At 66.4% G+C, this 21,235-nt stretch carries 29 protein-coding genes and 1 tRNA gene; 12 read left to right on the top strand and 18 right to left on the bottom strand.

From position 1 onward, the window contains the following. Nucleotides 1–6: 6 nt before the first annotated feature. The gene (locus B043_RS0102385) at nucleotides 7–642 is read right to left on the bottom strand and encodes a cytochrome c3 family protein (RefSeq protein WP_016330236.1); all 636 of its coding nucleotides are present in this window, start codon (nucleotides 640–642) and stop codon (nucleotides 7–9) included. A gap of 228 nt (nucleotides 643–870) precedes the next feature. Between B043_RS0102385 and B043_RS0102390 the strand changes: the two genes are divergently transcribed. Both B043_RS0102390 and tsaE read left to right on the top strand, forming a co-directional pair. Then, nucleotides 871–958 (top strand) — tRNA-Leu (locus tag B043_RS0102390). Nucleotides 959–985: 27 nt separating this feature from the next. After that, nucleotides 986–1,420, top strand: coding sequence for a tRNA (adenosine(37)-N6)-threonylcarbamoyltransferase complex ATPase subunit type 1 TsaE (gene tsaE / locus B043_RS0102395; RefSeq protein ID WP_026234088.1), 435 nt, complete (start codon nucleotides 986–988; stop codon nucleotides 1,418–1,420). Here the strand turns inward: tsaE and B043_RS0102400 are convergent. From B043_RS0102400 to B043_RS0102410, 3 genes are read right to left on the bottom strand one after another with little or no spacing between them, the layout of a single operon-like run. Next, on the bottom strand, nucleotides 1,382–1,867 hold the full coding sequence (locus B043_RS0102400; protein ID WP_018460815.1) for a TlpA family protein disulfide reductase: 486 nt from the start codon (nucleotides 1,865–1,867) through the stop codon (nucleotides 1,382–1,384). The genes tsaE and B043_RS0102400 overlap by 39 nt on opposite strands. Before the next feature lie 44 nt (nucleotides 1,868–1,911). Continuing rightward, entirely contained in the window at nucleotides 1,912–2,418 is a 507-nt protein-coding gene (locus B043_RS0102405) for a metal-binding protein (RefSeq protein ID WP_018460816.1), read from the bottom strand. Nucleotides 2,419–2,422: 4 nt separating this feature from the next. Then, on the bottom strand, nucleotides 2,423–3,139 hold the full coding sequence (locus B043_RS0102410; protein WP_016330240.1) for a type 1 glutamine amidotransferase family protein: 717 nt from the start codon (nucleotides 3,137–3,139) through the stop codon (nucleotides 2,423–2,425). Nucleotides 3,140–3,176: 37 nt separating this feature from the next. Between B043_RS0102410 and B043_RS0102415 the strand changes: the two genes are divergently transcribed. Beyond that, the gene (locus B043_RS0102415; protein WP_018460817.1) at nucleotides 3,177–3,782 is read left to right on the top strand and encodes a TetR/AcrR family transcriptional regulator; all 606 of its coding nucleotides are present in this window, start codon (nucleotides 3,177–3,179) and stop codon (nucleotides 3,780–3,782) included. After that, nucleotides 3,779–4,273 (top strand): CarD family transcriptional regulator, encoded by a 495-nt coding sequence (locus B043_RS0102420; RefSeq protein WP_016330242.1) that lies wholly within the window; start codon nucleotides 3,779–3,781, stop codon nucleotides 4,271–4,273. Before B043_RS0102415 ends, B043_RS0102420 begins: the two co-directional genes overlap by 4 nt. A gap of 31 nt (nucleotides 4,274–4,304) precedes the next feature. Here B043_RS0102420 and B043_RS0102425 read toward each other — a convergent pair whose 3' ends face one another. Genes B043_RS0102425 through ispD form a run of 3 tightly spaced genes read right to left on the bottom strand, consistent with a single transcriptional unit; the run spans nucleotide 4,305 to nucleotide 6,317 of the window. After that, a complete protein-coding gene (locus tag B043_RS0102425; RefSeq protein WP_026234090.1) occupies nucleotides 4,305–4,874 on the bottom strand; it encodes a TenA family protein in 570 nt (189 codons plus the stop codon). Beyond that, nucleotides 4,825–5,679 (bottom strand): 4-(cytidine 5'-diphospho)-2-C-methyl-D-erythritol kinase, encoded by an 855-nt coding sequence (gene ispE, locus B043_RS0102430; protein WP_018460819.1) that lies wholly within the window; start codon nucleotides 5,677–5,679, stop codon nucleotides 4,825–4,827. Before ispE ends, B043_RS0102425 begins: the two co-directional genes overlap by 50 nt. Beyond that, on the bottom strand, nucleotides 5,667–6,317 hold the full coding sequence (gene ispD / locus B043_RS0102435; protein ID WP_018460820.1) for a 2-C-methyl-D-erythritol 4-phosphate cytidylyltransferase: 651 nt from the start codon (nucleotides 6,315–6,317) through the stop codon (nucleotides 5,667–5,669). The genes ispE and ispD overlap by 13 nt, the downstream gene beginning before the upstream one ends. Nucleotides 6,318–6,332: 15 nt before the next feature. Here ispD and B043_RS0102440 point away from each other — a divergent pair, with 15 nt between their 5' ends. Continuing rightward, nucleotides 6,333–7,115 (top strand): undecaprenyl-diphosphate phosphatase, encoded by a 783-nt coding sequence (locus B043_RS0102440; protein ID WP_483855272.1) that lies wholly within the window; start codon nucleotides 6,333–6,335, stop codon nucleotides 7,113–7,115. Here B043_RS0102440 and B043_RS0102445 read toward each other — a convergent pair. After that, nucleotides 7,101–8,162, bottom strand: a complete 1,062-nt coding sequence (locus B043_RS0102445; protein WP_018460822.1) for an aminotransferase class V-fold PLP-dependent enzyme — start codon at nucleotides 8,160–8,162, stop codon at nucleotides 7,101–7,103. The two genes, B043_RS0102440 and B043_RS0102445, sit on opposite strands and share 15 nt — an antisense overlap. Before the next feature lie 146 nt (nucleotides 8,163–8,308). Here B043_RS0102445 and B043_RS0102450 point away from each other — a divergent pair, with 146 nt between their 5' ends. From B043_RS0102450 to B043_RS0102460, 3 genes are all read left to right on the top strand, one after another. Beyond that, the gene (locus B043_RS0102450) at nucleotides 8,309–9,358 is read left to right on the top strand and encodes a DnaJ C-terminal domain-containing protein (protein ID WP_018460823.1); all 1,050 of its coding nucleotides are present in this window, start codon (nucleotides 8,309–8,311) and stop codon (nucleotides 9,356–9,358) included. Between the two features lie 117 nt (nucleotides 9,359–9,475). Further along, nucleotides 9,476–9,697 carry a cold-shock protein gene (locus B043_RS0102455; protein ID WP_003043467.1) on the top strand — a complete coding sequence of 74 codons (222 nt, stop codon included), beginning with the start codon at nucleotides 9,476–9,478 and terminating at the stop codon, nucleotides 9,695–9,697. Nucleotides 9,698–9,773: 76 nt separating this feature from the next. Next, nucleotides 9,774–10,280, top strand: a complete 507-nt coding sequence (locus tag B043_RS0102460; protein WP_016330249.1) for a GNAT family N-acetyltransferase — start codon at nucleotides 9,774–9,776, stop codon at nucleotides 10,278–10,280. Between the two features lie 3 nt (nucleotides 10,281–10,283). Here B043_RS0102460 and B043_RS0102465 read toward each other — a convergent pair whose 3' ends face one another. The 4 genes from B043_RS0102465 to B043_RS0102480 all read right to left on the bottom strand — a co-directional run bounded on the left by B043_RS0102465 (nucleotide 10,284) and on the right by B043_RS0102480 (nucleotide 14,000). Further along, nucleotides 10,284–10,523 (bottom strand): ferredoxin, encoded by a 240-nt coding sequence (locus B043_RS0102465; RefSeq protein ID WP_015716251.1) that lies wholly within the window; start codon nucleotides 10,521–10,523, stop codon nucleotides 10,284–10,286. Between the two features lie 28 nt (nucleotides 10,524–10,551). Beyond that, the gene (locus tag B043_RS0102470; protein ID WP_016330250.1) at nucleotides 10,552–11,097 is read right to left on the bottom strand and encodes a hypothetical protein; all 546 of its coding nucleotides are present in this window, start codon (nucleotides 11,095–11,097) and stop codon (nucleotides 10,552–10,554) included. Between the two features lie 4 nt (nucleotides 11,098–11,101). Then, nucleotides 11,102–11,794, bottom strand: coding sequence for an NTP transferase domain-containing protein (locus B043_RS0102475; RefSeq protein WP_016330251.1), 693 nt, complete (start codon nucleotides 11,792–11,794; stop codon nucleotides 11,102–11,104). A gap of 235 nt (nucleotides 11,795–12,029) precedes the next feature. Then, nucleotides 12,030–14,000 carry an AAA family ATPase gene (locus B043_RS0102480; RefSeq protein ID WP_018460825.1) on the bottom strand — a complete coding sequence of 657 codons (1,971 nt, stop codon included), beginning with the start codon at nucleotides 13,998–14,000 and terminating at the stop codon, nucleotides 12,030–12,032. Nucleotides 14,001–14,206: 206 nt separating this feature from the next. Here B043_RS0102480 and B043_RS12900 point away from each other — a divergent pair, with 206 nt between their 5' ends. Both B043_RS12900 and B043_RS0102490 read left to right on the top strand, forming a co-directional pair. Then, nucleotides 14,207–14,356: a hypothetical protein gene (locus B043_RS12900; RefSeq protein ID WP_018460826.1), complete on the top strand. Its 150-nt coding sequence runs from the start codon at nucleotides 14,207–14,209 to the stop codon at nucleotides 14,354–14,356. Next, entirely contained in the window at nucleotides 14,353–14,799 is a 447-nt protein-coding gene (locus B043_RS0102490) for a type II toxin-antitoxin system VapC family toxin (RefSeq protein ID WP_018460827.1), read from the top strand. The genes B043_RS12900 and B043_RS0102490 overlap by 4 nt, the downstream gene beginning before the upstream one ends. An 836-nt stretch (nucleotides 14,800–15,635) precedes the next feature. Here the strand turns inward: B043_RS0102490 and B043_RS0102505 are convergent. The 6 genes from B043_RS0102505 to B043_RS0102530 all read right to left on the bottom strand — a co-directional run bounded on the left by B043_RS0102505 (nucleotide 15,636) and on the right by B043_RS0102530 (nucleotide 19,476). Then, nucleotides 15,636–17,117, bottom strand: a complete 1,482-nt coding sequence (locus tag B043_RS0102505) for a YfjI family protein (protein ID WP_018460830.1) — start codon at nucleotides 17,115–17,117, stop codon at nucleotides 15,636–15,638. After that, the gene (locus B043_RS0102510) at nucleotides 17,104–18,060 is read right to left on the bottom strand and encodes a DUF7146 domain-containing protein (RefSeq protein WP_018460831.1); all 957 of its coding nucleotides are present in this window, start codon (nucleotides 18,058–18,060) and stop codon (nucleotides 17,104–17,106) included. The genes B043_RS0102505 and B043_RS0102510 overlap by 14 nt, the downstream gene beginning before the upstream one ends. Continuing rightward, on the bottom strand, nucleotides 18,057–18,548 hold the full coding sequence (locus tag B043_RS12755; protein WP_155987383.1) for a hypothetical protein: 492 nt from the start codon (nucleotides 18,546–18,548) through the stop codon (nucleotides 18,057–18,059). The genes B043_RS0102510 and B043_RS12755 overlap by 4 nt, the downstream gene beginning before the upstream one ends. A 114-nt stretch (nucleotides 18,549–18,662) precedes the next feature. After that, the gene (locus B043_RS0102520) at nucleotides 18,663–18,944 is read right to left on the bottom strand and encodes a hypothetical protein (RefSeq protein WP_018460833.1); all 282 of its coding nucleotides are present in this window, start codon (nucleotides 18,942–18,944) and stop codon (nucleotides 18,663–18,665) included. 9 nt (nucleotides 18,945–18,953) lie between these two features. Next, entirely contained in the window at nucleotides 18,954–19,235 is a 282-nt protein-coding gene (locus tag B043_RS12190; protein WP_018460834.1) for a helix-turn-helix domain-containing protein, read from the bottom strand. Next, nucleotides 19,222–19,476, bottom strand: coding sequence for a helix-turn-helix domain-containing protein (locus tag B043_RS0102530; protein WP_018460835.1), 255 nt, complete (start codon nucleotides 19,474–19,476; stop codon nucleotides 19,222–19,224). Before B043_RS0102530 ends, B043_RS12190 begins: the two co-directional genes overlap by 14 nt. Nucleotides 19,477–19,666: 190 nt before the next feature. Between B043_RS0102530 and B043_RS12560 the strand changes: the two genes are divergently transcribed. Both B043_RS12560 and B043_RS0102535 read left to right on the top strand, forming a co-directional pair. Then, nucleotides 19,667–19,996: a ribbon-helix-helix protein, CopG family gene (locus tag B043_RS12560; protein WP_420918355.1), complete on the top strand. Its 330-nt coding sequence runs from the start codon at nucleotides 19,667–19,669 to the stop codon at nucleotides 19,994–19,996. A gap of 12 nt (nucleotides 19,997–20,008) precedes the next feature. Beyond that, nucleotides 20,009–21,196, top strand: a complete 1,188-nt coding sequence (locus B043_RS0102535) for a tyrosine-type recombinase/integrase (protein WP_018460836.1) — start codon at nucleotides 20,009–20,011, stop codon at nucleotides 21,194–21,196. Nucleotides 21,197–21,235: the final 39 nt, after the last annotated feature.

The following is a 21,235-nucleotide window of genomic DNA, read 5'->3' on the forward strand; positions in this document are numbered from 1 at the left end:
CTCCTCCTAGCGGTGGCAGGTGTTGCAGCTTTCCAGCTCCATGGGGGGCCGGATGTGGTAGATCTCCTTCAGCTTCTCGCCCAGGGCGGGGTCCGGCCGGTAGGCCAGGTTGAAGACCTGCTCCTTGGGCCGTAAGCGCGCCTCGGGGTTGCGGTGGCAGTCCAGGCAGAACTTCATGGTGAAGGCCTGGGGTTGGTAGACCACCTGCATCTGGTCCACCCGGCCGTGGCACTCCGCGCACCCCACCCCCTTGGCCACGTGGGCCCCGTGGTGGAAGTAGACGAAGTCCGGGAGGTTGATGACCCGGTTCCACCGGATGGGCTCCCCCGTCTCCCAGCTCCTGCGCACGGGGGCCAGGTTGGGGCTGTCGGGCTTGATGAAGGTGTGGCAGGTCATGCAGGTCTCCGTGGGGGGAAGGCCCGCGTAGGCGGCCCGCTCCACCGAGGGGTGGCAGTAGCGGCAGGAAAGCCCAAGCCCACCCGCGTGGAAGGCGTGGCTGAAGGGCACGGGCTGCTCCACGGGAAGGGTGCGCTGCTCAAAGGCCCCCACCGCCACCCCGGAGAAGACCACCAGGAGAAGGGCGAACACCCCCAGCACCGAGCCCCAAAAGAGCGTCTTGACCCAGCGGTTTCTTCGCCTCATGCCACCTCCGGCCTTAGGGGCTAAGCCTAGGGGGGCGGCCTCTGGGGTTCAATCAAGGAGGGGGCGAAGTCTCATAAGAAAACCTTGGGAACCCGGCGCCACACACCCCTGTTGGCTTATCGCTCAGGGGTACACTACACCAAAAGGTTAGGGACAAATGTCCCAAACCCCCCGCCTTGACAAAGGCGGGGGGTTTGCTAAACTGAGCTACGCGCTGAGGCGCGCCCTGCCGGGATGGTGGAACTTGGTAGACACGCCATCTTGAGGGGGTGGTGCCCGCAAGGGCGTGCGGGTTCAAGTCCCGCTCCCGGCACCAGAAGGCCCTTCGGGGCCTTTTTTCCTTATGCGGAAGCTTCTGGAGCGAACCCTGGTGGGCCTCGAGGACACCCAGGCCCTGGCCCAAGCCCTCCTCCCCCTCCTCCCCCCGGGGGCGGTGGTGGCCCTACAGGGCCCCTTGGGGGCGGGGAAGACCACCCTGGTGCGCTTCCTGGCGGAGGCCTTGGGCTTTAGGGGCCGGGTCACCAGCCCCACCTACACCCTCATCCACCACTACCCCACCCCGGAAGGGGAGGTGGTCCACGCGGACCTCTACCGCCTAAAGGACCCCCGGGCCCTCGTCCCCCTCCTGGAGGCCGCCCGGGAGGGGGCCAGGCTGGTCCTCTTGGAGTGGGGGGCGCCGGAGATGGGGGCGGACTTCCTCCTCACCCTCACCCCCCTGGGGGAGGCCCGGCGGGCGGAGCTATGGGAGGTCCACCCCGGCGAGGAGCAGGGCGTCTAGCAGGGCCTCCCGTCCGGCCCGGCCGGCGAAGACCGCCGCCACCCGCCCCTCCCCATCCACCACGAAGGTCCAGGGCTGGCCCGTGACCCGGAAGCGGTTCGCCACCTCGTGGGGCTTGTCCTTTCCGGCGAGGAGGGGGATGAACCGGGGGTAAGCCTTCATGTACTCCAGGACCACCTCCCGGGTGTCCTTGGGCTCGCGGCTGATGACGTAGAAGGGCACGCCCGTTTCCTCGGCCACCTTGTGCAGGGTGGGGAACTCCGCCCGGCAGACCGGGCACCAGCTGGCCCAGAAGACGATGACCGCGGGCTTTTTCAGGGTGGCCGGGGTCACCTCCTGCCCCTTGGGGTCCACCAGGGCAAAGGGGGGCAAGGGGTCCCCCAGCTTCACCGCCAGGGCGGGAAGGAGGAGGGCCAGCCCCAAAAGGCCGAACTTTAAGAGCCGCATACCCCATGCTGGCATAGCGATCCTGCCGGAGTGTGTAAACCGCCTCACCTTGGCCGCCTCAAGCGCTTCAGGTCGTGGTCGGGAAAGATGCCGTCGGCGATGAGGTGGAGCCACTGGGAAAGGTAGTAGCCGAAAAGGGCCGCCCAGAGGGCCTCCTCCGGCCAGGGGGGAAGGGCCAGGGTCCAGGAGGCCCCAAGGAGGAGGGAAACCCCCTGGAGGAGGCCATACAGGAGGGCGAGGAGGAAGGCCAGGTACCCCAACCGGGTGAGGGGGCCCAGGACCCAGGTGTGGGAAAGCCCCCGGTGGCGGAAAAGCCAGCCGTAAGGGCGCCAGAGAAGCCCCAAAACCCCCCAGCGGCGGCTGGCCCTTACCCCCTTTTCCGCCAGGTCCAGGTCCGGGCTTAGGAGGAAGGTGCCCCCCAGGTAGCCCAGGGCGAAGGGGAGGAGGCGGGGGTCTTCCCAGAAGACCGGGCCCTGCGTTTCCACACCCAGGAGGGCCAGGGCCCCCAGGACCGTGAGGTTGATGGCCTCGTGAACGCGGCCGGAAGGCATGCCCCTAGTCTAGCCCGGGCAGGAGGAAGCGTTCGCCCTCCGAAAGAACGTCCACCCGGAGGCCCTTCACCCCCCGGTGGGTGAACTCCGCCCCCCCGGCGTCCACCAGGGTCACCTCCCCGGCCCAGACCTCCCCTAGGCCCCTAAGGAGGCGGAGGGCGGTGTTTTCCAAGAGGCCCAGGCCCACCAGGTCGGGGTTGTCCGCCACCAGGCGGGAGAGGGCGAGAAAGCGGCCCCGCTCCTCCACCTTGGGCAGGAGGGCGAGGCCTTTAAGGAGGGCGAGACCCAGCCGGGCCCGAACCTCCCCTTCCAGGGCGTAAAAGGCGGCCTCCCCTAAAAGCCCCGCGGCCTCCCCCAGGGCCACCACCCCGCCCCCCTTTCGGTGGACCTCCAGGAGGGCCTGGAGGAGGAGGCTCTCCCGGATGAGATCCAAAAACTCCGGCAGGCCCTCTGCGGCCAGGAGGACCAGGGGGCTTTGGGCCACCTGGCCCGCCACCTCCGGGTCAAAGGCCTCCTCCCGCCGCCTCAGGTAGAGGACCCGGCCCCGCTTAAGGCCCAGGTCCCGGTAGACCAGGCGCCAGGCCTCGGCCAGGTCCCTCAAGGGGTAGGGGACGAGGAAGAGGGCTTCCCCCCGGGCCTCCTCCAAAAGGCGGGCCTCCACCCGGCGAAGGGCGCCCCGGAGGGGATCGGCGGTGAGCAAGGCGAAGAAGCCCTGGCGCATGTTCACCTCCTATACCCTTTAGGGTAGCGCCTTCCTCATGAAAGGGAAAGGGGCCTGTGGTAAACTGGGGGTCGTGGCCGCGACGGTATCCCCCTCGGGGGCGCTTGCCAAGGAAAAGAAGAGGGCCATCCTCGAGGCCACCTTGGCCGTCCTCCGGGAGCGGGGGCTTTCCGGGCTCAAGATGGAGGAGGTGGCCCGGAGAGCGGAGGTGGGCAAGGGCACCATCTACCTCTATTTCCGCGACAAAAAGGACCTCCTAAAGGCCCTGGTGGAGGAGCGAACCTGGGCTTTTTACCGCGAGGTGGAAGAGGAGGTGCGCCGGAAGGCGCCCTTTTTTCTTCGCCTCGAGGCCCTCTTGCAGAAGCGCCTGGCCTGGATAGACGAGTGGCGGGGGCTCTGGGCCGCGGTGGCCCGGGAGGCCATGGAGGACCCCACCCCCTGGCTCAAGGGCCTCCACGAGCACTACCTCCACCTCCTGGAGGAGCTCATCCGGAGCGGCCAGGAGGAGGGGGCGGTGCGGCCCGAGCTCTCCCCCCGCCCCACCGCCGCCGTGATCGCGGCCCTGGGGTGCAGCCCCCAGCTGGAAACCGAAGCCTACATGGAGCACCTCCTTCTGGTGCTCCGGAAAGGAGTGGCGCCGTGAAAGAGTTCCGTCCCGGGGACAAGGTGGTCCTACCCCCTTACGGGGTAGGCGTGGTGGCCGGCATCGCCCAAAGGAGCGTCAGCGGCGTGAGCCGATCCTACTACCAGGTGGACTTCCCCGGCTCCCGCTCCAAGGCCTACGTACCCGTGGAAGCCCCCCAAAGCGTGGGCATGCGCAAGGCCTTGAGCCCCGAGGAGGTCCCGGTCATCCTGGACCTCCTTAAAAACGGCCGCATGCCCCTCCCCAAGCAGTGGGCCGCCCGCCACCGCAAGACCAGCGAGATCCTGGCGGACGGCAACCCCTACCGCATCGCCCAGATGGCGGGGCAGCTCAGGGCCTGGGAGCTGGAACGGGGCCTGCCCGACCTGGACCGCCAAGCCCTGCGGCGGGCCATTTACCTCCTGGCCGAGGAGGTGGCCCAGACCCTGGAGATCACCCTCCAGGAGGCCAAGCGCCTGTTTGAGGACGCCTGGGGCGAGGAGCTCAACTAGGGCTTCCGCTTCGGCGGGGGCCCCATACGTTTCACAAAAGGAGGCTCCAGGTGGCCTTCTCCATCTCCAGGATGCGGAGGAGGTAGCCCTGGAGAAGGGTGGGGTCCAGCTGGGAAAGCAGGCCCTGGGCCAGGACCTCCAGGTCAAAGAGCACCGCCTGGAACTCGGGGGCCGACCAGTGCTCGGAAAGCTCCTGCCAGGGGCCTTCCCCCTGGACGTGGGCGTTCCAGGCCTCGAGGAAAAGCCGGTTTAGGAAGTAAAAGAGGACCAGGCGGTAGGGATAAGGGAGCCCCCCCATCTCCTCCAGGAGGTCGATGTAGGCCCGGCGCACGGGGTGGACGGGATCCCCTGGGCTTGCCCCTTGGGAAAGAAGCCAGTCCAGCTCCTCCACCGTGGCCAAAAGAGCATGGACCAAGGGGGGGCGGTGGGCCTGGGGCGCCTCGGAGAGAAGGCCCACCAGGTAACGGTAGAGGGCCTCCACGAAGGGGTAGTCCTGCTTCAGCCAGAAGAGGAACCGCTCCCGGTCCCAGCGGATGGGCAGGGCCTGTATCTCATGAAGAAGCTCCTGTCTTGGCCCCAGCAAGGCCTCCAAGCGATCCATACCCACCCCCAAGCCAGCCCGCCCGGGCAAACCCATGATACCGGAGGGCCCGGGCCGCCCGCTCCGCGTGGGCCTCGTCCTCCGCCAGGCCGAAGAAGGCGCTCCCCGAACCGGAAAGGAGCACCCCCCTTAGCCCCAGGGCCTTGAGCCTGGCCTTCACCTCCTTAAGCTCCGGGTGGAGGCGGAAGGCGGGGCCTTCCAGGCTATTCCAGTAGGGGGGCTCCTCTCCCCCTTCCAGGGCCCTCACGATCTCCTCCACCGGGAGCTCAGGGGCGAAGTCGTGGGGCTTCACCTCCCCGTACACCCTGGGGGTGGGGAGGCGGACCCCCGGGGCGAAGACCACCACGGGCAAGGGGGGAAGGGCGAGGGGCCTAAGCCGCTCCCCCACCCCCCGGCCCTCGGCCACCCCGCCCCGGAGGAAGAAGGGGACATCGGCCCCCAGGGAGAGGGCCAGGGCCTCGAGGTCCACCTCCTTGGGGTAAAGCTCCTTTAGGGCCAGGAGGACCTGGGCCGCGTCCGAACTCCCTCCCCCAAGCCCCGCCCCCTCGGGAAGGGCCTTCTCCAGAACGATGCGCACCCCCCCAGGCCAGCCCGCGGCCTCCAGGTAGGCCTCCGCCGCCCGGTAGGCCAGGTTCCTGCGGCCGTAGCGCCCCCGGAACTGGATGCCCTCGGGGATGGGCTCCAAAAGGAGCCGGTCCCCGAAGGAAAGGGCGGCGAAGAGGGTGTGGAGCTCGTGGTAGCCGTCGGGCCGCCTTCCCAATAGGGAAAGCCCCAGGTTGACCTTGCCCACCGCTACGCGCTCCATACCCGGGCCAAGGCCTCCGCCAGGAGGAGGTCTTCGGGGTAGGTGATCTTGAAGGCCGCCCGCTCCCCCTCCACCAGGGCCACGGGGTAGCCCAGGGCGCGCACCAGCTGGGCGTCGTCCGTGGCGGAAAGGGCCTTCTTCTCCGCGTAGGCGTGGGCCTCCCGTAGGAGGGCGGTGAAGAAGCCCTGGGGGGTCTGGACCTGGCGCAGGGCCTCCCGGGGCACCACCTCCCCGTAGGCCTCCCCCTCGGGGCGGATGAGGGTGTCGGGGAGGGGAAGGACGGGCACCGCGGCCCCCTGGGCCCGGGTGGCGGAGAGGACCCGCTCCACCAAAGCGCGGCTCACGAAGGGCCGGGCCACGTCGTGCACCAGGACCAGGGGGAGGCTTGCCGCCTGTAGGAGGCGGGCCACGGAGGCCTGGCGGGTGGGCCCCCCTTCCAGGAAGACCGCCCTCAGGCCTCTAGGGGGCTCGACCCCGGGGGGCAGGGCCACCAGGACCTCCGCCGCCTCCTGGAAGGCGGAAAGGGTCCACTCCAAAAGGGTCTTCCCCCCCACCTTTAGGAACGCCTTGGGGCCTAGGCCCAAGCGCTGGCCCTCCCCGGCGGCGGGGATGAGGACGGAGACCTCCACAAGGCCCATGGTAGCATGGGCCCCATGAGCGCTTGGGAAGCCCTCCTCCTCGGGGTGGTGGAGGGCCTAACGGAGTTTTTGCCCGTCTCCTCCACCGGCCACCTCACCCTCCTCTTCCACCTCCTGGGCCTGCCCGTGGAGGAGGACGCCTTCTTAAAGACCTTCCTCATCGCCATCCAGCTGGGGGCCATCCTGGCCATCCTCCTCCTCTACGGCCGCCGCTTCCTAAAGGACCAGGCCCTTTGGCTCAGGGTGGGGGTGGCCTTCCTGCCCACCGGGGCCATGGGCTTTCTCCTCTACCCCCTCATCAAGGGGGAGATCCTGGGGGACGACCGGGTGGTGGTCCTGGCCCTGTTCGGGGTGGGGCTCGTGCTCCTCCTGGCAGACCGCTTGGCCCAAAGGGCCCGCTACCAGGATGCCCTGGAGGTGCCTTTGGGGGGGCTCCTCCTCATCGGCTTCTTCCAGGGCCTGGCCGCCCTCATCCCCGGCACCAGCCGGAGCGGGGCCACCATCCTGGGGGGGCTCCTCGTGGGCTTAAGCCGGAAGGGGGCGGCGGAGTTCAGCTTCCTCCTGGCCCTCCCCACCATGCTCATCGCCGTGGGGTACGACCTGCTAAAAAGCGCCCCCCAGGTTCCGGAAGGAGGGTGGGGGCTCTTAGGCCTGGGCTTCTTTTCCGCCCTGATCACCGCCCTCTTCACCGTGCGGGCCCTTTTGGCCCTGGTGGAGCGCGTGGGGTTTACCCCCTTCGCCCTCTACCGCATGGCCCTGGCCCTGGTCTACGGCCACTTCTTCCTACGCCAGGGCTAGGACGCGGTCCAGGGCCTTCAAGAAGGCCTCGTAAGGGGCCCGGCGCGCCCCCTCCCCCATGAGGCCGAGCCTCAGCACCTGCCCCCGGGTGGGGCCGATGCCCCCGGCCACCGCCACCCCCTCCCCGTAGAGGGCCTTCACCAGCCGGTCCGCCTCCACCCCCTCGGGGGGGCGCACCACCAGGACCGTGGGCAGGGGGCTCCCCTTGGGGTAGGGGCGGAAGCCCCTTGCGGAAAGCTCGCCCAAAAGCCAGGCGTAGGTCTCCTGGGCCCGCTTGGCCCGCGCGGGGATCCCCTCCTCCAGGGCCAGGTCCAGGGCCTCGAGGAGGGCGAAGTGCAGGAGGACCGGGGTGGTGTGGTGGTACCCCCCCCGCTCCCAGTGCTCCGCCACCCGCTCCAGGTCCAGGTACCAGCCCCGCTTGGCCTGAAAGGCCTTCCGGGCCTCGGGCGAGGCGGCGATGGGGGCCAGCCCCGGAGGGGCGGAGAGGCACTTTTGGCTGCCCGTGAAGGCGTAGTCCACCCCCATGGCCTCCATGGAGAAGGGGAGCATGCCCAGGGTGGTCACCGCATCCAGGTAAAAAAGCGCCCCGGCCTCCTTGGCCAGGGCGCCCACCGCCTCCGCGGGGTTCAGGACCCCGGTGCTGGTCTCCCCGTGCACCATGGCCACCATGCGGTAGGGCTTGGCCTTCAAGGCCCGGGCCACCCGCTCGGGGTCCACGGGCTCTCCGGGGGGGAACTCCAAGACGGTGGGGTCCAGGCCGTGGAGCCTGGCCATCTCCGCCATACGGGCGGAAAAGGCCCCGTTCACCAGGACGAGCACGGGACCAGCGTCCAGGTTGGCGAGCCCCGCCTCCATGCCCAGGCTCCCTGAACCCGCAAGAGCGGCCAAAAGCGCCCCCTCCGGCGCGCCGAAGAGGGTTCTGAGGCGCTTCTGGATGGCGCGGTTGACGGCGAGGACCTCGGGGTCCAGATGGCCCCGCATGGGGCGCAGAAGGGCTTTCTGCACGCGTTCCGGGATGGGGGTGGGTCCGGGGGTGAGGAGCAGCATCTTGGCCTCCAAAAAGCGAGGCCCCCGCGGCCAAGACCGGGGGGGCCCTTCCCGAAGGAAGGGGCCCCCTACCGGATAGCTCGCAGGAGCCTCATTGGGGCCCACTCTAGCAGAAGGGGGGGAAGCTTGTAAAGTGCTAGGTGGGGATGAAGGACTACTACGCCATCCTGGGGGTGAGCCGGGAGGCCACCCAGGAGGAGATCAAGCGGGCCTACCGCCAGCTGGCCCTCAAGTACCACCCCGACCGCAACCCGGGGGATAAGGCGGCGGAGGAGCGCTTTAAGGAGATCAACGAGGCCTACGCGGTCCTCTCCGACCCCGAAAGGCGGGCCCAGTACGACCGGGGGCTTCTGGGGGAGCCGGAGCTTAGGATGGAGGACCTCTTTGACCTCTTCGGCCAGGTCTTCGGCTTCCGCCCCGCCCGCCAGGCCCCCAGGGGGGAGGACCTGGAGGTCCAGGCGGAGGTGGAGCTCCAAGACCTCCTCCACGGAAAGGAGGTGGAGGTGGCCTACGCCCGTCTGGTGCCCTGCGAGGCCTGCGGGGGCCAGGGGGGGCAACGGACCCCCTGCCCCACCTGCGGGGGGCAGGGGGTGGTGGAGACCTACCGCCGGGGGTTCTTCGGCACCCTCCTCCAGCGCTCGGCCTGCCCCCACTGCCGGGGCCAGGGGTTCCTCTTGAAGGAGGCCTGCCCCACCTGCCACGGCCGGGGGCGGGTGGCCCGGGAGGAAAGGCTTACGGTGCGGATCCCTCCGGGGATGGACGAGGGGCACCTTTTGAGGGTCCCGGGGTACGGCAACCTGGCCCCTGGGGGCCCCGGGGACCTCTACGTCCGCCTCAAGGTGCGGCCCCACCCCACGCTGGAGCGGGAGGGGGCCGACCTGGTGTACCGCCTCAAGATCGGCCTGGCCCAGGCCGCCCTAGGCGTCCGGGTGGAGGTGCCGGGCCTCGAGGGCCCCATTCCCCTGGACCTCCCCCCGGGCACCGGCCACGGGGAGGTCTTCGTCCTGGAGGGCCAGGGCCTCCCCTACCCCCACGGGCGGGGGCGGGGGGCCTTGAGGGTGGTGGTGGAGCTTTCCGTGCCGAGAAAGCTCTCCCCGAAGGCGCAAAAGCTCCTAAGGGCCTACGCGGAGGAGGTGGGGGAGGAGGTGGCCCCCGAGGGGTTTTGGGAGAGGCTCAAGGGGTTCTTCCGGAAATAGCCCCCTCGTGGTATAGTGAGATATTCCGGGCCCCCTCGAGGAGGCCCCTTGGGTCAAAGCAAGCCCTCGAGGCCCGGATACGCGCCCTCTTGGGGTCGCGGAAGAAGAAGGAGCGGTATGCAGAAGGGTCGGGTCAAGTGGTTCAACGCGGAGAAGGGCTACGGCTTCATTGAGCGCGAAGGCGACACGGACGTGTTCGTCCACTTCAGCGCCATCAACGCCAAGGGGTTCCGCACCCTGAACGAGGGCGACATCGTCACCTTTGAGGTGGAGCCGGGCAAGAACGGCAAGGGCCCCCAGGCGGTGAACGTCACCGTGGTGGAGCCGGCCCGCAAGTAACGGCTTGAGGAAGCCCTCCCCGGAAGACCCCGGGGAGGGTTTTTTCTCACCCCATCCTAAGGACAGGAAGGGTAGCATGGGCGGGATGCGGACCTTAAGCCTGGAACTCCGCCCCCTGGGGCTCAACCTGGAGGAGGAGGCCCCCCTGGTCCACCAGGTCTACCGGGGAAGCCCCGGCTACTTCACCCTGATCGGCATGGAGCTCCCCACCCTGGAGGACGTCCTCCAGGACCTGAACACCCTGGCCCAGGACCCCAGGCGGCGGGCCTTTTTGCTCTTCCAGGGACCGGAACCCTTGGGCTACCTGGACTACAAGCTCCATTACCCCGAGGAGGGGGACGCCACCCTAAGCCTCCTCCTCATCCGGGAGGACCACCAGGGTCAGGGGCTTGGGCAACGGGCCCTGGCCCACCTGGTGGAGGGCCTTGCGGGGATGGAGCGGCTTTACGCGGTGGTCTACGGCAACAACCCCCGGGCCAAGGCCTTCTTCCTGGCCCAGGGGTTCCGCTACGTGAAGGACGGGGGGCCGGCCATCCAGTGGTACGTGCGGCCCCTCAGCCCTCACCGCTTCCAGCCGCGCTGAGGGCTACCCCAGACCCGCCAGCTTGCGGTTCTTCTCAATGTAGGACTTCCACTGCTCGGGAACGTCCTCCTCGGGGAAGATGGCGTTCACCGGGCAGGCGGGCACGCAGGCCCCGCAGTCGATGCACTCCTCGGGGTGGATGTAGAACTGGTCCCCCCCGTCGTAGATGCACTCCACCGGGCAGACCTCCACGCAGGACTGGTCCTTTACGCCGATGCAGGGCTCGCAGATCACGTGCGGCATCCTTCACCTCCCGAGCATCCGCTCCCCCCTATTTTAGGCCAAGGCCCGGCCTGTCAAGGGCTTCCCGGGGGATGGCCCCCACCACCTCCTCCCCCCGGTAGACCAGGACCAAGGGCCTGCGGAAGAAGAGGGGGAGGAGCTCGGACACCGCCACCTCCGCCTCCACCCCCGGCACCTCCTCCAGGGGCAAGACCCCGTCGGAAAGCCCAAGAAGGGCCACCGGCCGCCCCTCCTGGACCAGAAGGGCCACCCCCCGGCCCTCGTAGGCCTCGAGGGCCTCCACCTTGGGCAGGGGCTTGGCCAGGCGGTAGGCGGGCCTAGGGGCGATGAGCCCCGCGGTGAGGAGGGTGGCGCAGGGCACCCGCACCGCCTGCTGGGCCAGGTAGAGGGTGAAGGTGAAGGCGAAGAGGAAGAAAAGCCCTTCCAGAAGCCCATAGAAGTTGAACCCCTCCCACCCAAGCCGCCCCCCACCCCCCAAGAGGGCGTGGAGGAGGAGGGATAGAAGAAGCCCCACCACCAAGGCGGCCAGGTAGGCGAAAAGCCCCGCCAGGCGGAGTTCTTTCACCGTGCGCATGGGCTTAGCTTACCAGGTCCTCCTCCCGGTCCACGTCCACCCCCACCTCGGGGTAGGGCACGGGAAGGGCCCGGGCCTCCACCCCCAGGATCCGCCCCGCCCGGGCCTCCACCTCGGAAAGGCTTAAGCGTCCGAGAAGGAGCTTAAGGAGGATGTCCCACCCCACCAGCCGGGCCAGGGCCAGGGGGCGTTTCCTCAGGGCCACCACCCGCCGGGCCAGGGGCAGGGCCTGGAAGAAGAGGGCCTTGTCCAGAAGGAGGAGGTTTCCCCCGGTGTAGACCCCTTCCCGCAGGCGGGCGTAGGTGCGGCGGTTTCCGGGAAAGCGGGCCTCCACCCGCTCCCTGGGGACGATGGGGTAGACGAGGGCGGCCTCGGGGGCCTTTTCCAGCACGAAGCGCACGGCCTCGGGGGTGAGGTGGGGGATGTCCCCCGTGGCCACCAGGACCTTCCCCTCCGCGTGGGCCAGGGCGGCTTCCAGGTTGTCCAGGAGGCTCCCCCGGTCCTTTAGGGTGCGCTTGGGGGCAGGGGTTAGGCCGGGGTTCTCCCCCACGTAGATGGGCTCCAGCCCCGCCCCCACCAGGGCCTCGAGGACCCACTCCACCATGGGCCTCCCTTTAAAGGGCACCAGGGCCTTGCTCCGCACCCCGTACTTCTCCGCCCAGGGCTCATGCCCTCCTGCCAGGACGATGGCTTCCACGCCCCCATCCTACGCAAAAACCACCCCCTGGCCCTTCGCCAGGCCAGGGGGCTTGGTCTGGAGCCGGTGGCCGGATTTGAACCGGCGGCCTACCGCTTACGAGCTCCCCTAAAACCGGGCTTTTGGGGAAGGCGGTTGTGGTGAAAAGCGTTCAAAAGGGTCCTTTAGGGGGGTTTTGGTCGCCGTTGGTTCCTGCTGTTGCCCGTTGCTTATTGGTCAAAATCTTGGTCTATCCTCAGGCCAAACCCCTGACTTTTTCCCTCAGGGACTGCGCTTTGGAGGAGTTTTGCCGCGCCCACCCTTCCAGGCGGTTTGCCATCTCCCAAAGGAAGCGGGCCAAGTCCTTCACCTCCTGCCCCTGGAAGGTCCAAACGGGGGCTAGGGAAGGCGGGGCCTTGGGGAGGGCGGCTTCCAGGGCTAGGCTCCACCCCTCCCGCCTTCCCGAAAGCCCTAGGAGGAGGCCCAAAGCCACGCTAAAACCCTGCATGACCCGCTCCTCTGGGGGCTTCTCCTTGGGGGCGGGGAGGGCGGCCACGGCTACCCTTTGGACCATGCCGCGCTCCTCCAAAAGGCGCATGCCCTCCTCCGGGTTCCTATAGGCCAGGGCCTTGAGCTTTTGGGCCAGGTTGTAGGCCTCTAAGGCCTGGGCCTTGAGGCTCTTCGCCTCTTCCAGCAAGCGCTTCCTCTCTACCTCAAGGCGGTGGCGTATGCGCTCCAAAAGCTCCTCCATGGCTCGGAGCAAGGCCTTCCCGTCCTCCTCCAAGGCCTCCAAGGGGGCGGGGGAGGCCTCCTTGCCCAGTTCCTCCCTCAAGGCCTCCACCTTGCCCAAAAGCTCCGCGCGGGCCACCTCTTCCTCCCGGGTCAGGCTCCGGTAGCGGTGAAGCTCCCGGGTAAGGCGGGCCAAGGCGGCCTCCAAGCGCTTCCGCCTCCCCCACTCTTCCATACGGGCCCGGTAGTCCTTGCTTCCCTCTTGGGGGGTAGGCTCCTCAAGGGGAAGGCCTCCCCGCAAACCTTGAAGGGCCTTGGCCCATCCGGGGAGGAGGAGGCCCGGCCTGGAGGCCAGGAGAAGGGCCATGTCGTAGGCCACCTCCACCAAGGAGGCCTCTTTTTCTGGAAAGTAAAGGGTATTGTAGGCCACGGCAAGAGGCCTGAGGGCCCCTAGGGGTACTTCCCCCTTGCCCTTTGGGGTGAGCAGGCGGTAAAGGGCCTCCCTGAGGGGCCCAGGGTCCACGCCCTCGAGGTTGGGGGAAGGAAGGGCCTCTAGGTCTACCCAAGGGGAGGGGTAGGTGTCCAAAAGCTCCCTCAGCCTCTCGCCTACCCCTTCCCGAAGAAAGGCCTTGTGGAGGGTGCGGACATAGGGGGCGGTGTTGAGGAGGAGGCCCCGCCTCTTGGCCCCCTCGGGGAGGGGCACTTCCCGGGCCTCGGGGTTCCATGTGGCGTAGATGGCGGCCCGGTGGGGAAGCTCCTGCCCCTCTATGAGCACCGTGGGGCGGTCGTTGACCAGGGCGAAAAGGGCCCTTTGAAGCTCGGCTTGGGCCTCCCCAAGCTCATCCAGGACGGTTATAGGCCCCTCCAAGGTGGCGGGGGGCTCCACTTCCCAGCCTCCCCCCTGGGTTTGCCGCCTCCTGCCCAAGGCTTCCCCTGGGGTCATGGCCCGCACATCAAAGAAGCGCCCTCCCACCAGGGCCAAAGCCGCCTCCCCCACGGTGCTTTTCCCGGTTCCTGGGGGCCCATAGGCTCCAAGCCAGGGCATGGGCCCCAAGTGGGGGGCTTTCCGCCTCAGGTAGGCCACCGCCACGGTAAGGCGCAAGAGGGCCCGGTACTCGGGGACGGGAAGGAGGGCAAGGAGGGAAGCAAAGCCGGGATGAGCCGCCAGGGAGGAGGGGCGGGAAGGCACCCCCTTTAGGGCCAAAAGCCCTTGGCCCGTGGGCCTCCAGGTGCGCCTTGCGGTGCTCTCCACCAGGCCCCGGGCCTTCAGGCGGGTCAAAAGGTCCTTAAGCCCCGCCTCCCCCGCCCCCAGGGCCCGGGCCACCTCGGAAAGGCGGGCCTCTCCGGCCTGGGCCAGATAGCCAAGCACCCGCTTTTGCCACTCGGTGAGCTCCAAATGCCCCATCCTCCCTCCTCTAGGGCCTTCCCCCCGGTAGGGGGTAGGAGGCTCCTCCCGGAAGCCCTCCTCCCCCTCCCGGTGCCCCTGCAGGACCGCCATGCCCCAAGGATAGGAGGAGGCTCCCCGAGGGATAAAGGGCGTTTCGCCCCTTCCTCGGGACTCCCCCCGGTGAGGGCCCTCCCCCAAGAGGAAAGGAAGAAGGGGGTGGAAGCCCCAAGGCCCCGAAAGCCCCTTCGCCCCCAGGGGACACCCTTCACCCTGACCCGGCGCTTTGCCCGGGCCTCCTGGCCGGGTAGACTGAGGGCATGCCCAGGAGCACGCGGCCCAAACCCAAGGAAGAGGCCCCTTTCCTCATCACCCCTCCCCGCAAGAAGGGAAAGCCTCCCCTACCTGAGCCCGTGGTGCCCAAGCCTGGGAAGCCCAGCCTCGCCTACCTCCAGGAGCAAAGGCGTTGAGGCTCTTCCTGGAAACCAGCGGCCTCCTCAAGGTCCTCCTCCGGGAGGACCTTTCTGACCTGGCCCGAGAAGCCTTCTCCCAGGCCCAAGCCCACGCGGCAAGCGCCTTCGCCCTCCCGGAAGCGGTGGGGGTCCTCCACGCCATGCAGAGGGACGGCAGGCTCACCCGTCCCCTCTACCGCAAGGCCCTCCGGGAGCTCTACGAGCTTTGGGAGTACCTGGAAGTCCTCACCCCCACCCTGGAAGGCCACATGAGGGCGGCCCGCCTATGCGAAAGGCACCCCCTCAAGGGGGCGGATGCGGTCCATCTGGAAGGGGCCCTCTTCCTCAGGGGCCTCTACCCGGACACCGCCCTCCTCACCTTTGACCGAACCCTCTACCGGGCGGCCAAGAAGGAGGGCCTGACCGTGGTAAGGGTGCCCCCCCTGGAAGGGAGGGGCTGACCCCAGGCCCTCACTCCCCCAGGCGGATAGGGGGGCACGCGTCCACCCTCACCTCCACGGGCCTCACCCCTGGGGGAATGGGCACCCGGCACTCCCCCGCCGAGCACACCCGGGGGGTCTCCACTTCAAGGCTCCCCTGGGGCCATGCCAGGCGGATGAGGGAGGCTTGCCCTTCAAGCTGTAAGCGCACCTCCTGGTAGCCCAGGGTGGCGGCCCACATCCGGGCTTGGCAGGTAGGGGAGGCCTCTCCTTGAGGAGAGGAGGAAGGAGGGGGAGGAGGAGCCGGGGGCTCCTTACGCCCCTGAAGGGTGAAGTAGAGGGCTATGAGGCCTAAAAGCATCACCCCAAAGGCCTTTTGACCATTCACCTCAGCCACCCCCCTCAGGATATAAAAGGGCGACCCCCCCACTTTACCCCCCTTTAGGAAGTGGTTTTCGCCGTCCCAGACAGGGAAAATGCCCTCTTCTCGCTTACCCCCCTTTAACCCCCCTTTACCCCCCTTTAGGAGGACTTTTCCCGTCCAGGACGCAAGTTCTAAAGGGGGGTAAAATCTGCGGCTCAACCCCCCTTTAGGATTTTTGGCACGGCTTCAGTTTTTCTAAAGGGGGGTTGAGGGGGGTTGAACCCCCCTTTAGAAAGCAGGCTCCAGAACGCCTAAAGGGGGGTTAAAGGGGGGTGCTTACCCCCCTTTAGAAAAGGGCGATTTTTAAGGGAAAAAGGAAAGGCAAGGGTCAAGAAAACCCGTTCTTTTAAGCTCACCCCCCATCGCCCCTTGAGGAGCACCAAGGATAGAAAGGCCCCCGCCCTGGTATGGGGCGGGGGAGAAGAGGCCTACCCTATGCCCCTTGAAGCTCCTCGGGCTTTAAGCCCTCAAGGACTTTGGGGTTAAGAACGAAGGCCTTGCCTCCCCTATTGCGGTTGCGGGGCTGGACCTCAAGAAGCCAGCCCTTTTCCGCCAGGCGCTGAAGGACCTTGGCGGCCTGAGCCACGCTTTCTATCCCCGCAAAGCCAAGGTCCCAAACCCACTTGGGCGTGATTTGCTCGGGTAGCTTGCCTTCCCTCGCGCGCTCCAAAATCCTCACGGCTACCCGGTTTGCAGGGGAGTAGTCCCCCCGGGTTGCCCCCCGCCAAATCCGCTTGGCGTGAGCGTCTGCCCATTGCACCAGCTCAATCGCGCGAAGAAGGCTTTCCGCGCTGACCCATTCCCCCTCCTTCCACACCAAGCTCAAAACCCCGGCAAAGCGGGCGGTGAGGAGCAAGCGCTTGCCAAGATAGGCCTTCCAGGAAGGAGGAAGGTCCGGATCCCGGGCCTCCTGCTCCACCTCGTCCTCCCACTCGTACCAAAGCTCCTGGGCATCCGGGGCGAAGCGCAAAATCCTGGGTGCTCCCTCGGGAGATTGCCAAAGGCCTTTCATGAAGGCCTTGTAGGCCTCTTGGGCTTCCCTAGGAACGCTGGGCCGCTCCTTCTTCCAAGGGAGAAGCCGCCCTTCCACCATCACGAAGCGCTGGACCAGGCCGTCCGCCTCTTCCCCCCCTTTGGCGGCTTCCTTCAGGAGCCGCCGAAAGGGCCCGGGCTGGATGAAGCCCACGATGGCAAGCCACATGTCCCGCACGAAGTGGCCTTTTCGGCCCATGCGGTCCTCCCGGTGGCTTCCCCCGGAATGGGCCTTCAGGTAAAAGGCCCGGTCAGCTTGGCGGTCCACCCTCTGCCAGGTGCTAAAGAGGCCCTTGAGCTCGTCATACACCGCCACAACGCCCCGGTTTTCCTTGAGGACTTGGGCCAAGGCCTCTTTGGTCGCGTCCTCCACCAGGACCCGGAAGGCCCTGGGCTCCTGGGGCTCTGGCCCCCGCTCCTGGGGCTTGCTGGCCTGCCAGGCTTGGCGCTCCAGTTCATAGGTCCTCCGCCGTTCCTCATACTCTTCCTGGAAGTGGGCCTCTAGCTCGTAAAGGGGCTCCGCCAAGGTCTTGAGGATGGGGGTCTTCTTGGTGCCGGGGTCGGAGATAACCGCAACCCAAAGGTTGACCCCCTCGCGCCAAGTGGGATTTTGGGGGTCGGGTTGCACCACATAGCGCCCCGCCAGGAGGCCTGAGGCCAAGCCCAAAGCCGTGATGGCTACGGCACCGTACTCCACCGCCAAACGCTCAGCGAAGGGCCTTAAAAAGGCCTCTAGCTCCCCGGGAAGGATTTCCCCGGGGAAGGGGGGAAGCTCTTCCTCCCCTAGTTCCTCCAAAGGAGCAGGTTCGGGAAGCCCCTCGGGAGAAAAGGGGATGGGCTTCTTCAAGCGCTCCAAGTCCGCCAGGAAGTTAGCCTTGACCATGGACCCTCCCCCCTTCCGCCTTGGCCCCTTTGAGCACATCTAGCCAGTCCTTCCCTTCCCAGGAAGGGGCCAGCACGGAAACCCTCACCCCCCCAAGGAACAGGCGGCCAGCCAGGTTGTGGGCGGCCTCCAAGCCCCTGGGGTCGTGGTCTGCCGCTATCAGGACGCTTCGCACCTCTTGGGGTAGCTCTACCCACTCCAACCCGTTGGCGCTCACCGTGGCCCAAACGGGCAAAAGCCCGGCCTCCCGCACCGCCAAGGCGGTTTCTATCCCCTCGGCCAAGGCCAAAGCCTCCCCTTCCAGGGGATAAAGCCTTATGGCCGCGCCCTTTGTGGCCCCCTCAAAGACGGCCTTAGTGAGCTTTTTGGGGGAGGGGACTTGAGCTTTGCCCCTCCCGTCCGGGCTCAAATAGGTGCGGTGGAGGGCCACTAAGCCGTGTTGAGGGTGCTCCACCCGGGCCAGGAGGGCAGGGAGGACCCCCAGGACCTTCCCCCCCTCCCGGTACTCCAAGGAGGGGTGAAAGCGCAGGTTTTGGAGGCCGGGGAGGACGGCCTCGAGGTTCAGGCCTCGGGCCTCGAGGTAGCGCCGCCCCAGTTCCGCCCCCTTCCCCTCAAGGGGAATGGCCTCTCCCCAAAGCCTTTGTAAGGCCTTCCGGCGCTTCTCGTCCGGCTTGGCCTCTCCCCGATAGGGGGGAGGGGGCCAGGCCTCAAAGGCCCCCCTCCTCACCCCATCAAAAAGGTCGCGAAACTCCAGGCCCAAAGCCGCCAAAACCGCCTCAATAGGGCACCCTGCAAAGCAATGGAGAAGGACCCTCCCGTCAAAGGTAAGCCGGATGGAAAGGCTAGGTTCCCGGTCCTCGTGGGCCGGGCAATGCCCTATCCAGCGGTTTTTCCCCGAGGGACGGGCCCGGGTTTGGAAAAGGATGTGCTCCAAAACGCTCATGCCCAAGCCTCCTCCTCGTGAGCAACAGCCCTCCCCCTCGCCTTTCGGGAACGCCAAACCTCCCAAAGGCTGGTCAAGCCGTAAAGGAGGGTTCCGAGGAGGAGGAAGAAGTCATCCGGCTTCCCCTCCCCCAAGGCCCCCACGCTCACTTGCGGGGGCTTCCTCCCACCCCCTCCACCAGCAAGGGGGGGAAGGGTATTCAGGGAAAGCCCGGCAACCTCTCCCCGCGGATTGCCCTTCCAAACGGGATTTTGCCCCTCCAAAGGGGGCATGGAAGCCTCCCGTGATCCGCCATATACCCCCTCCCCCACGGAGGCCACCTTCCGAAGGAGGCCTTCAAGGTCCACTTCCCTGAAGCCTTCCTCAGGGTCCCGGTACTGCACCACGGGGCAAACCCTGACCCCCAGAGCCTCTAAAGCCTCAAGCAGTTCCCTAAGGCCCTCCCACCACGCGGGGGAAAGGTGAGGGCCTACCTCCACTCCCTCCACCAAAAGGAGAAGGTGGGGGGCAAGCCCTTCCTCGTTCAGGCGCAAAAGGGCTTGCCTAACCGCCTCCCAGTCCTTTACGCTGAAGAAAGCACCACCCTTTGGCCTCACCATCAGCTACCCCCTCCGAACGCTGACCCCCAGGCTCCTCCCCAGGGGGTCAGCAAGTTCTTTGGCCCAAGCCTTGAGCTCCTGCACAAGGTCAGGGCTGGTGCCCTCCACCACGGCCTGCATTTCAAAGGAGGCCTCCAGGACAGAGGCCCCAAGCTCCTTGACCTTGGCCTTGAGCTCCTCCACGAAGGCCAAAAGCTCAGGCAGGCGGGCCCATCCGAGCTCCACCACCACTTGCTCCAAAACCCGGCCTTCCTCCTGCACCACCGCTTCCTTGACCTTGACCATAGTCCCCTCCTATTCCTCCAACGCCTCTCCTTCCTGCCGCCAAAAGGCTTCCTCCCCAGAAACCTCCGACAAGCCAACCGTGTTCTTCTGCACCCAGAGTTCCAAAGCCTCCGGTGGAATATAGACGCGCTTACCGAGCCTGATATGGGGCATGAAAAGGGGATGCTCCGGCTTGGCCCGGCAAAACTGGTAGACAAGATTGACCGGGAGGCCTAGCCGCTCCGCCGCCTCAGGCACGCTCAGGAGCCGCTTGAAGGCGCGGCCCCTCCCAGGCTCCTCAACGCCGGGCATGGGCCACCTCCTCCTCTTCCCTCTCCCCGTTCAAAAACTCCTCCACGGCGCTGAGGGGGATGAGAATGCGCTTACCAAGCCGAGCAGAGGGAATACGCTTGGTACGAATGAGCCTGTAAACGGTGGAAAGGCTCACTCCTATCGCCCCGGCAAACTCCTCGGGGCTAAGGGCTATGGCCTTTACCCCCTTCTGAAGCGCCTTCTCCCGAAGCCTCTCCCGGGAAAGCTCTCCCTTTTTCATGGCTCCCACCCACCACTATTGGAGCATGAAAACTCAGTAGTGTCAAGATACAGCTTGACCACTTCGGCCAGGGCTCTACTGCCACCCCTTAGCTCCGTCTGACTTTCTGGGGTACCATGTCTGGGGTACCATGTAGAGCATGCCCAGGACAAAGTCCGGAAAACCCAAGACCCCTTTTCTGAATGTTTACATGGACCCAGAGATGCAGGCTCTTGTCAAAGCAGAGGCTAAAAGGCGCGGCATAGCCATATCCGAGCTCATTAGGCAAGCGGTCAGTTTGTATCTGACGGGCCAAGTATCTTGGCAGGATTGGGCAAGTAACCCAGAAGAGCTCATTAAAAAAAGTCAAGGAGGAGAAAATCCCCCGGAAACATGGGAGGATTTCTATAAGCAGTCCACCTTTCTCTTCTTGGCGGCAAGCAAGCTTGTGGAAACATGGCGGCAAAGGCTAATAGACAAGGCTAAGGCAGAAGCTGAAGGCAAGACCCTTGAAGAGTATTACCGAGAACGGATTTGGTAGGGCAATCCAGAGATGAAGCGGAAACGGGCAAAGGGAGAAGGCCACATCCGCAAGCGCAAGGATGGGCGTTGGGAAGGCATCTTGACCGTGGGCACATGGCCTGACGGCAGGCAGAAGACCCGTTCCGTCTACGGCAAGACCAAGCAGGAAGTGGCCGAAAAGCTCGCGGAGCTCCGGGTAAGTCTGCAAAGGGGCACCTATGTTGACCCTTCCCTCCTCACCCTCGCCGAATGGGCCAAAACCTGGCTTGAACGGAAGGCCCAAGAAGTCAAGCCCAAGACCGTTCAGGTTTACCTGGAAGACCTTAGCCTGGTCATGCCCGAGCTCCGGGGCAAAGGTAGGGGCTTGGGAAGCCTCAAGCTCCAAGCCGTCAAACCCTCCCATATCCAGGGGGCTATGGACTTCTTGGTCAAGGAAGGGTTTAGCCCCAGGACAACCCTCAAGGTGTACCAACTCCTCCGGGCCCTCTTTGACGAGGCTGTCCGGCTTGAGCTCATAGCCAGAAACCCTGTGAGCCTGGTAAGGCCACCCCGTAAAGCTCAGGGAAGGGAAGCGCCTCCCGAGAAGCCGGGAAGGGCCCTTGAGCCCCACGAGGTTGAAGCCCTCCTCCAGGCCGCTGAGGGCCACCCCCTTGAGCTTTTCTTCCGCCTCCTCCTGGGCCTGGGGTTGAGGAAGGGAGAAGCCCTTGGCCTCAAGTGGGGGGACATTGACTTTGAGAAGGGGGAACTCAGGGTGCAAAGGACTTGGGGCAAGGTGGGCTCAGGGGGTGAAATCAGCACCCCCAAAACGCCCAAGTCCCGAAGGGTCCTTCCTCTCCCCCTTGACCTCTTCCAAGCCCTCAAGTCCCGGTATGAGGAGCTTGCCCAGAAGCTTCCCCCGGAAGCACTCAAGGAAGCCTGGGTTTTCCCTGGGGAGGGTGGGAAGACTCCGGTCCATCCTGACTATCCCAATCACGCCCTAAGGCGTATTTGCCAGCAAGCTGGCATCCGCCCTTGTAGGGTCCATGACCTCCGGCATACCTGGGGCTCCCTCATGCTGGCCCGGGGGGTGCCCCTGGAAGTGGTAAGCGAACGCCTCGGGCACGCTTCCTTTGACATCACCCTCAGGGTGTACCGCCATGTTCTTGAGGAGGAACGCCGGGGCTATGTTCTGGACCTTCAAACCCTCCTCAAGGGTCATGGAGGCTACCCCCAGGCTTAAGCTCCTTATTGGTCAGTTATTGGTCAAAAGCAACCCCCG

The sequence above is a fragment of the Thermus oshimai DSM 12092 genome, assembly GCF_000373145.1.
Lineage (GTDB): Bacteria > Deinococcota > Deinococci > Deinococcales > Thermaceae > Thermus > Thermus oshimai.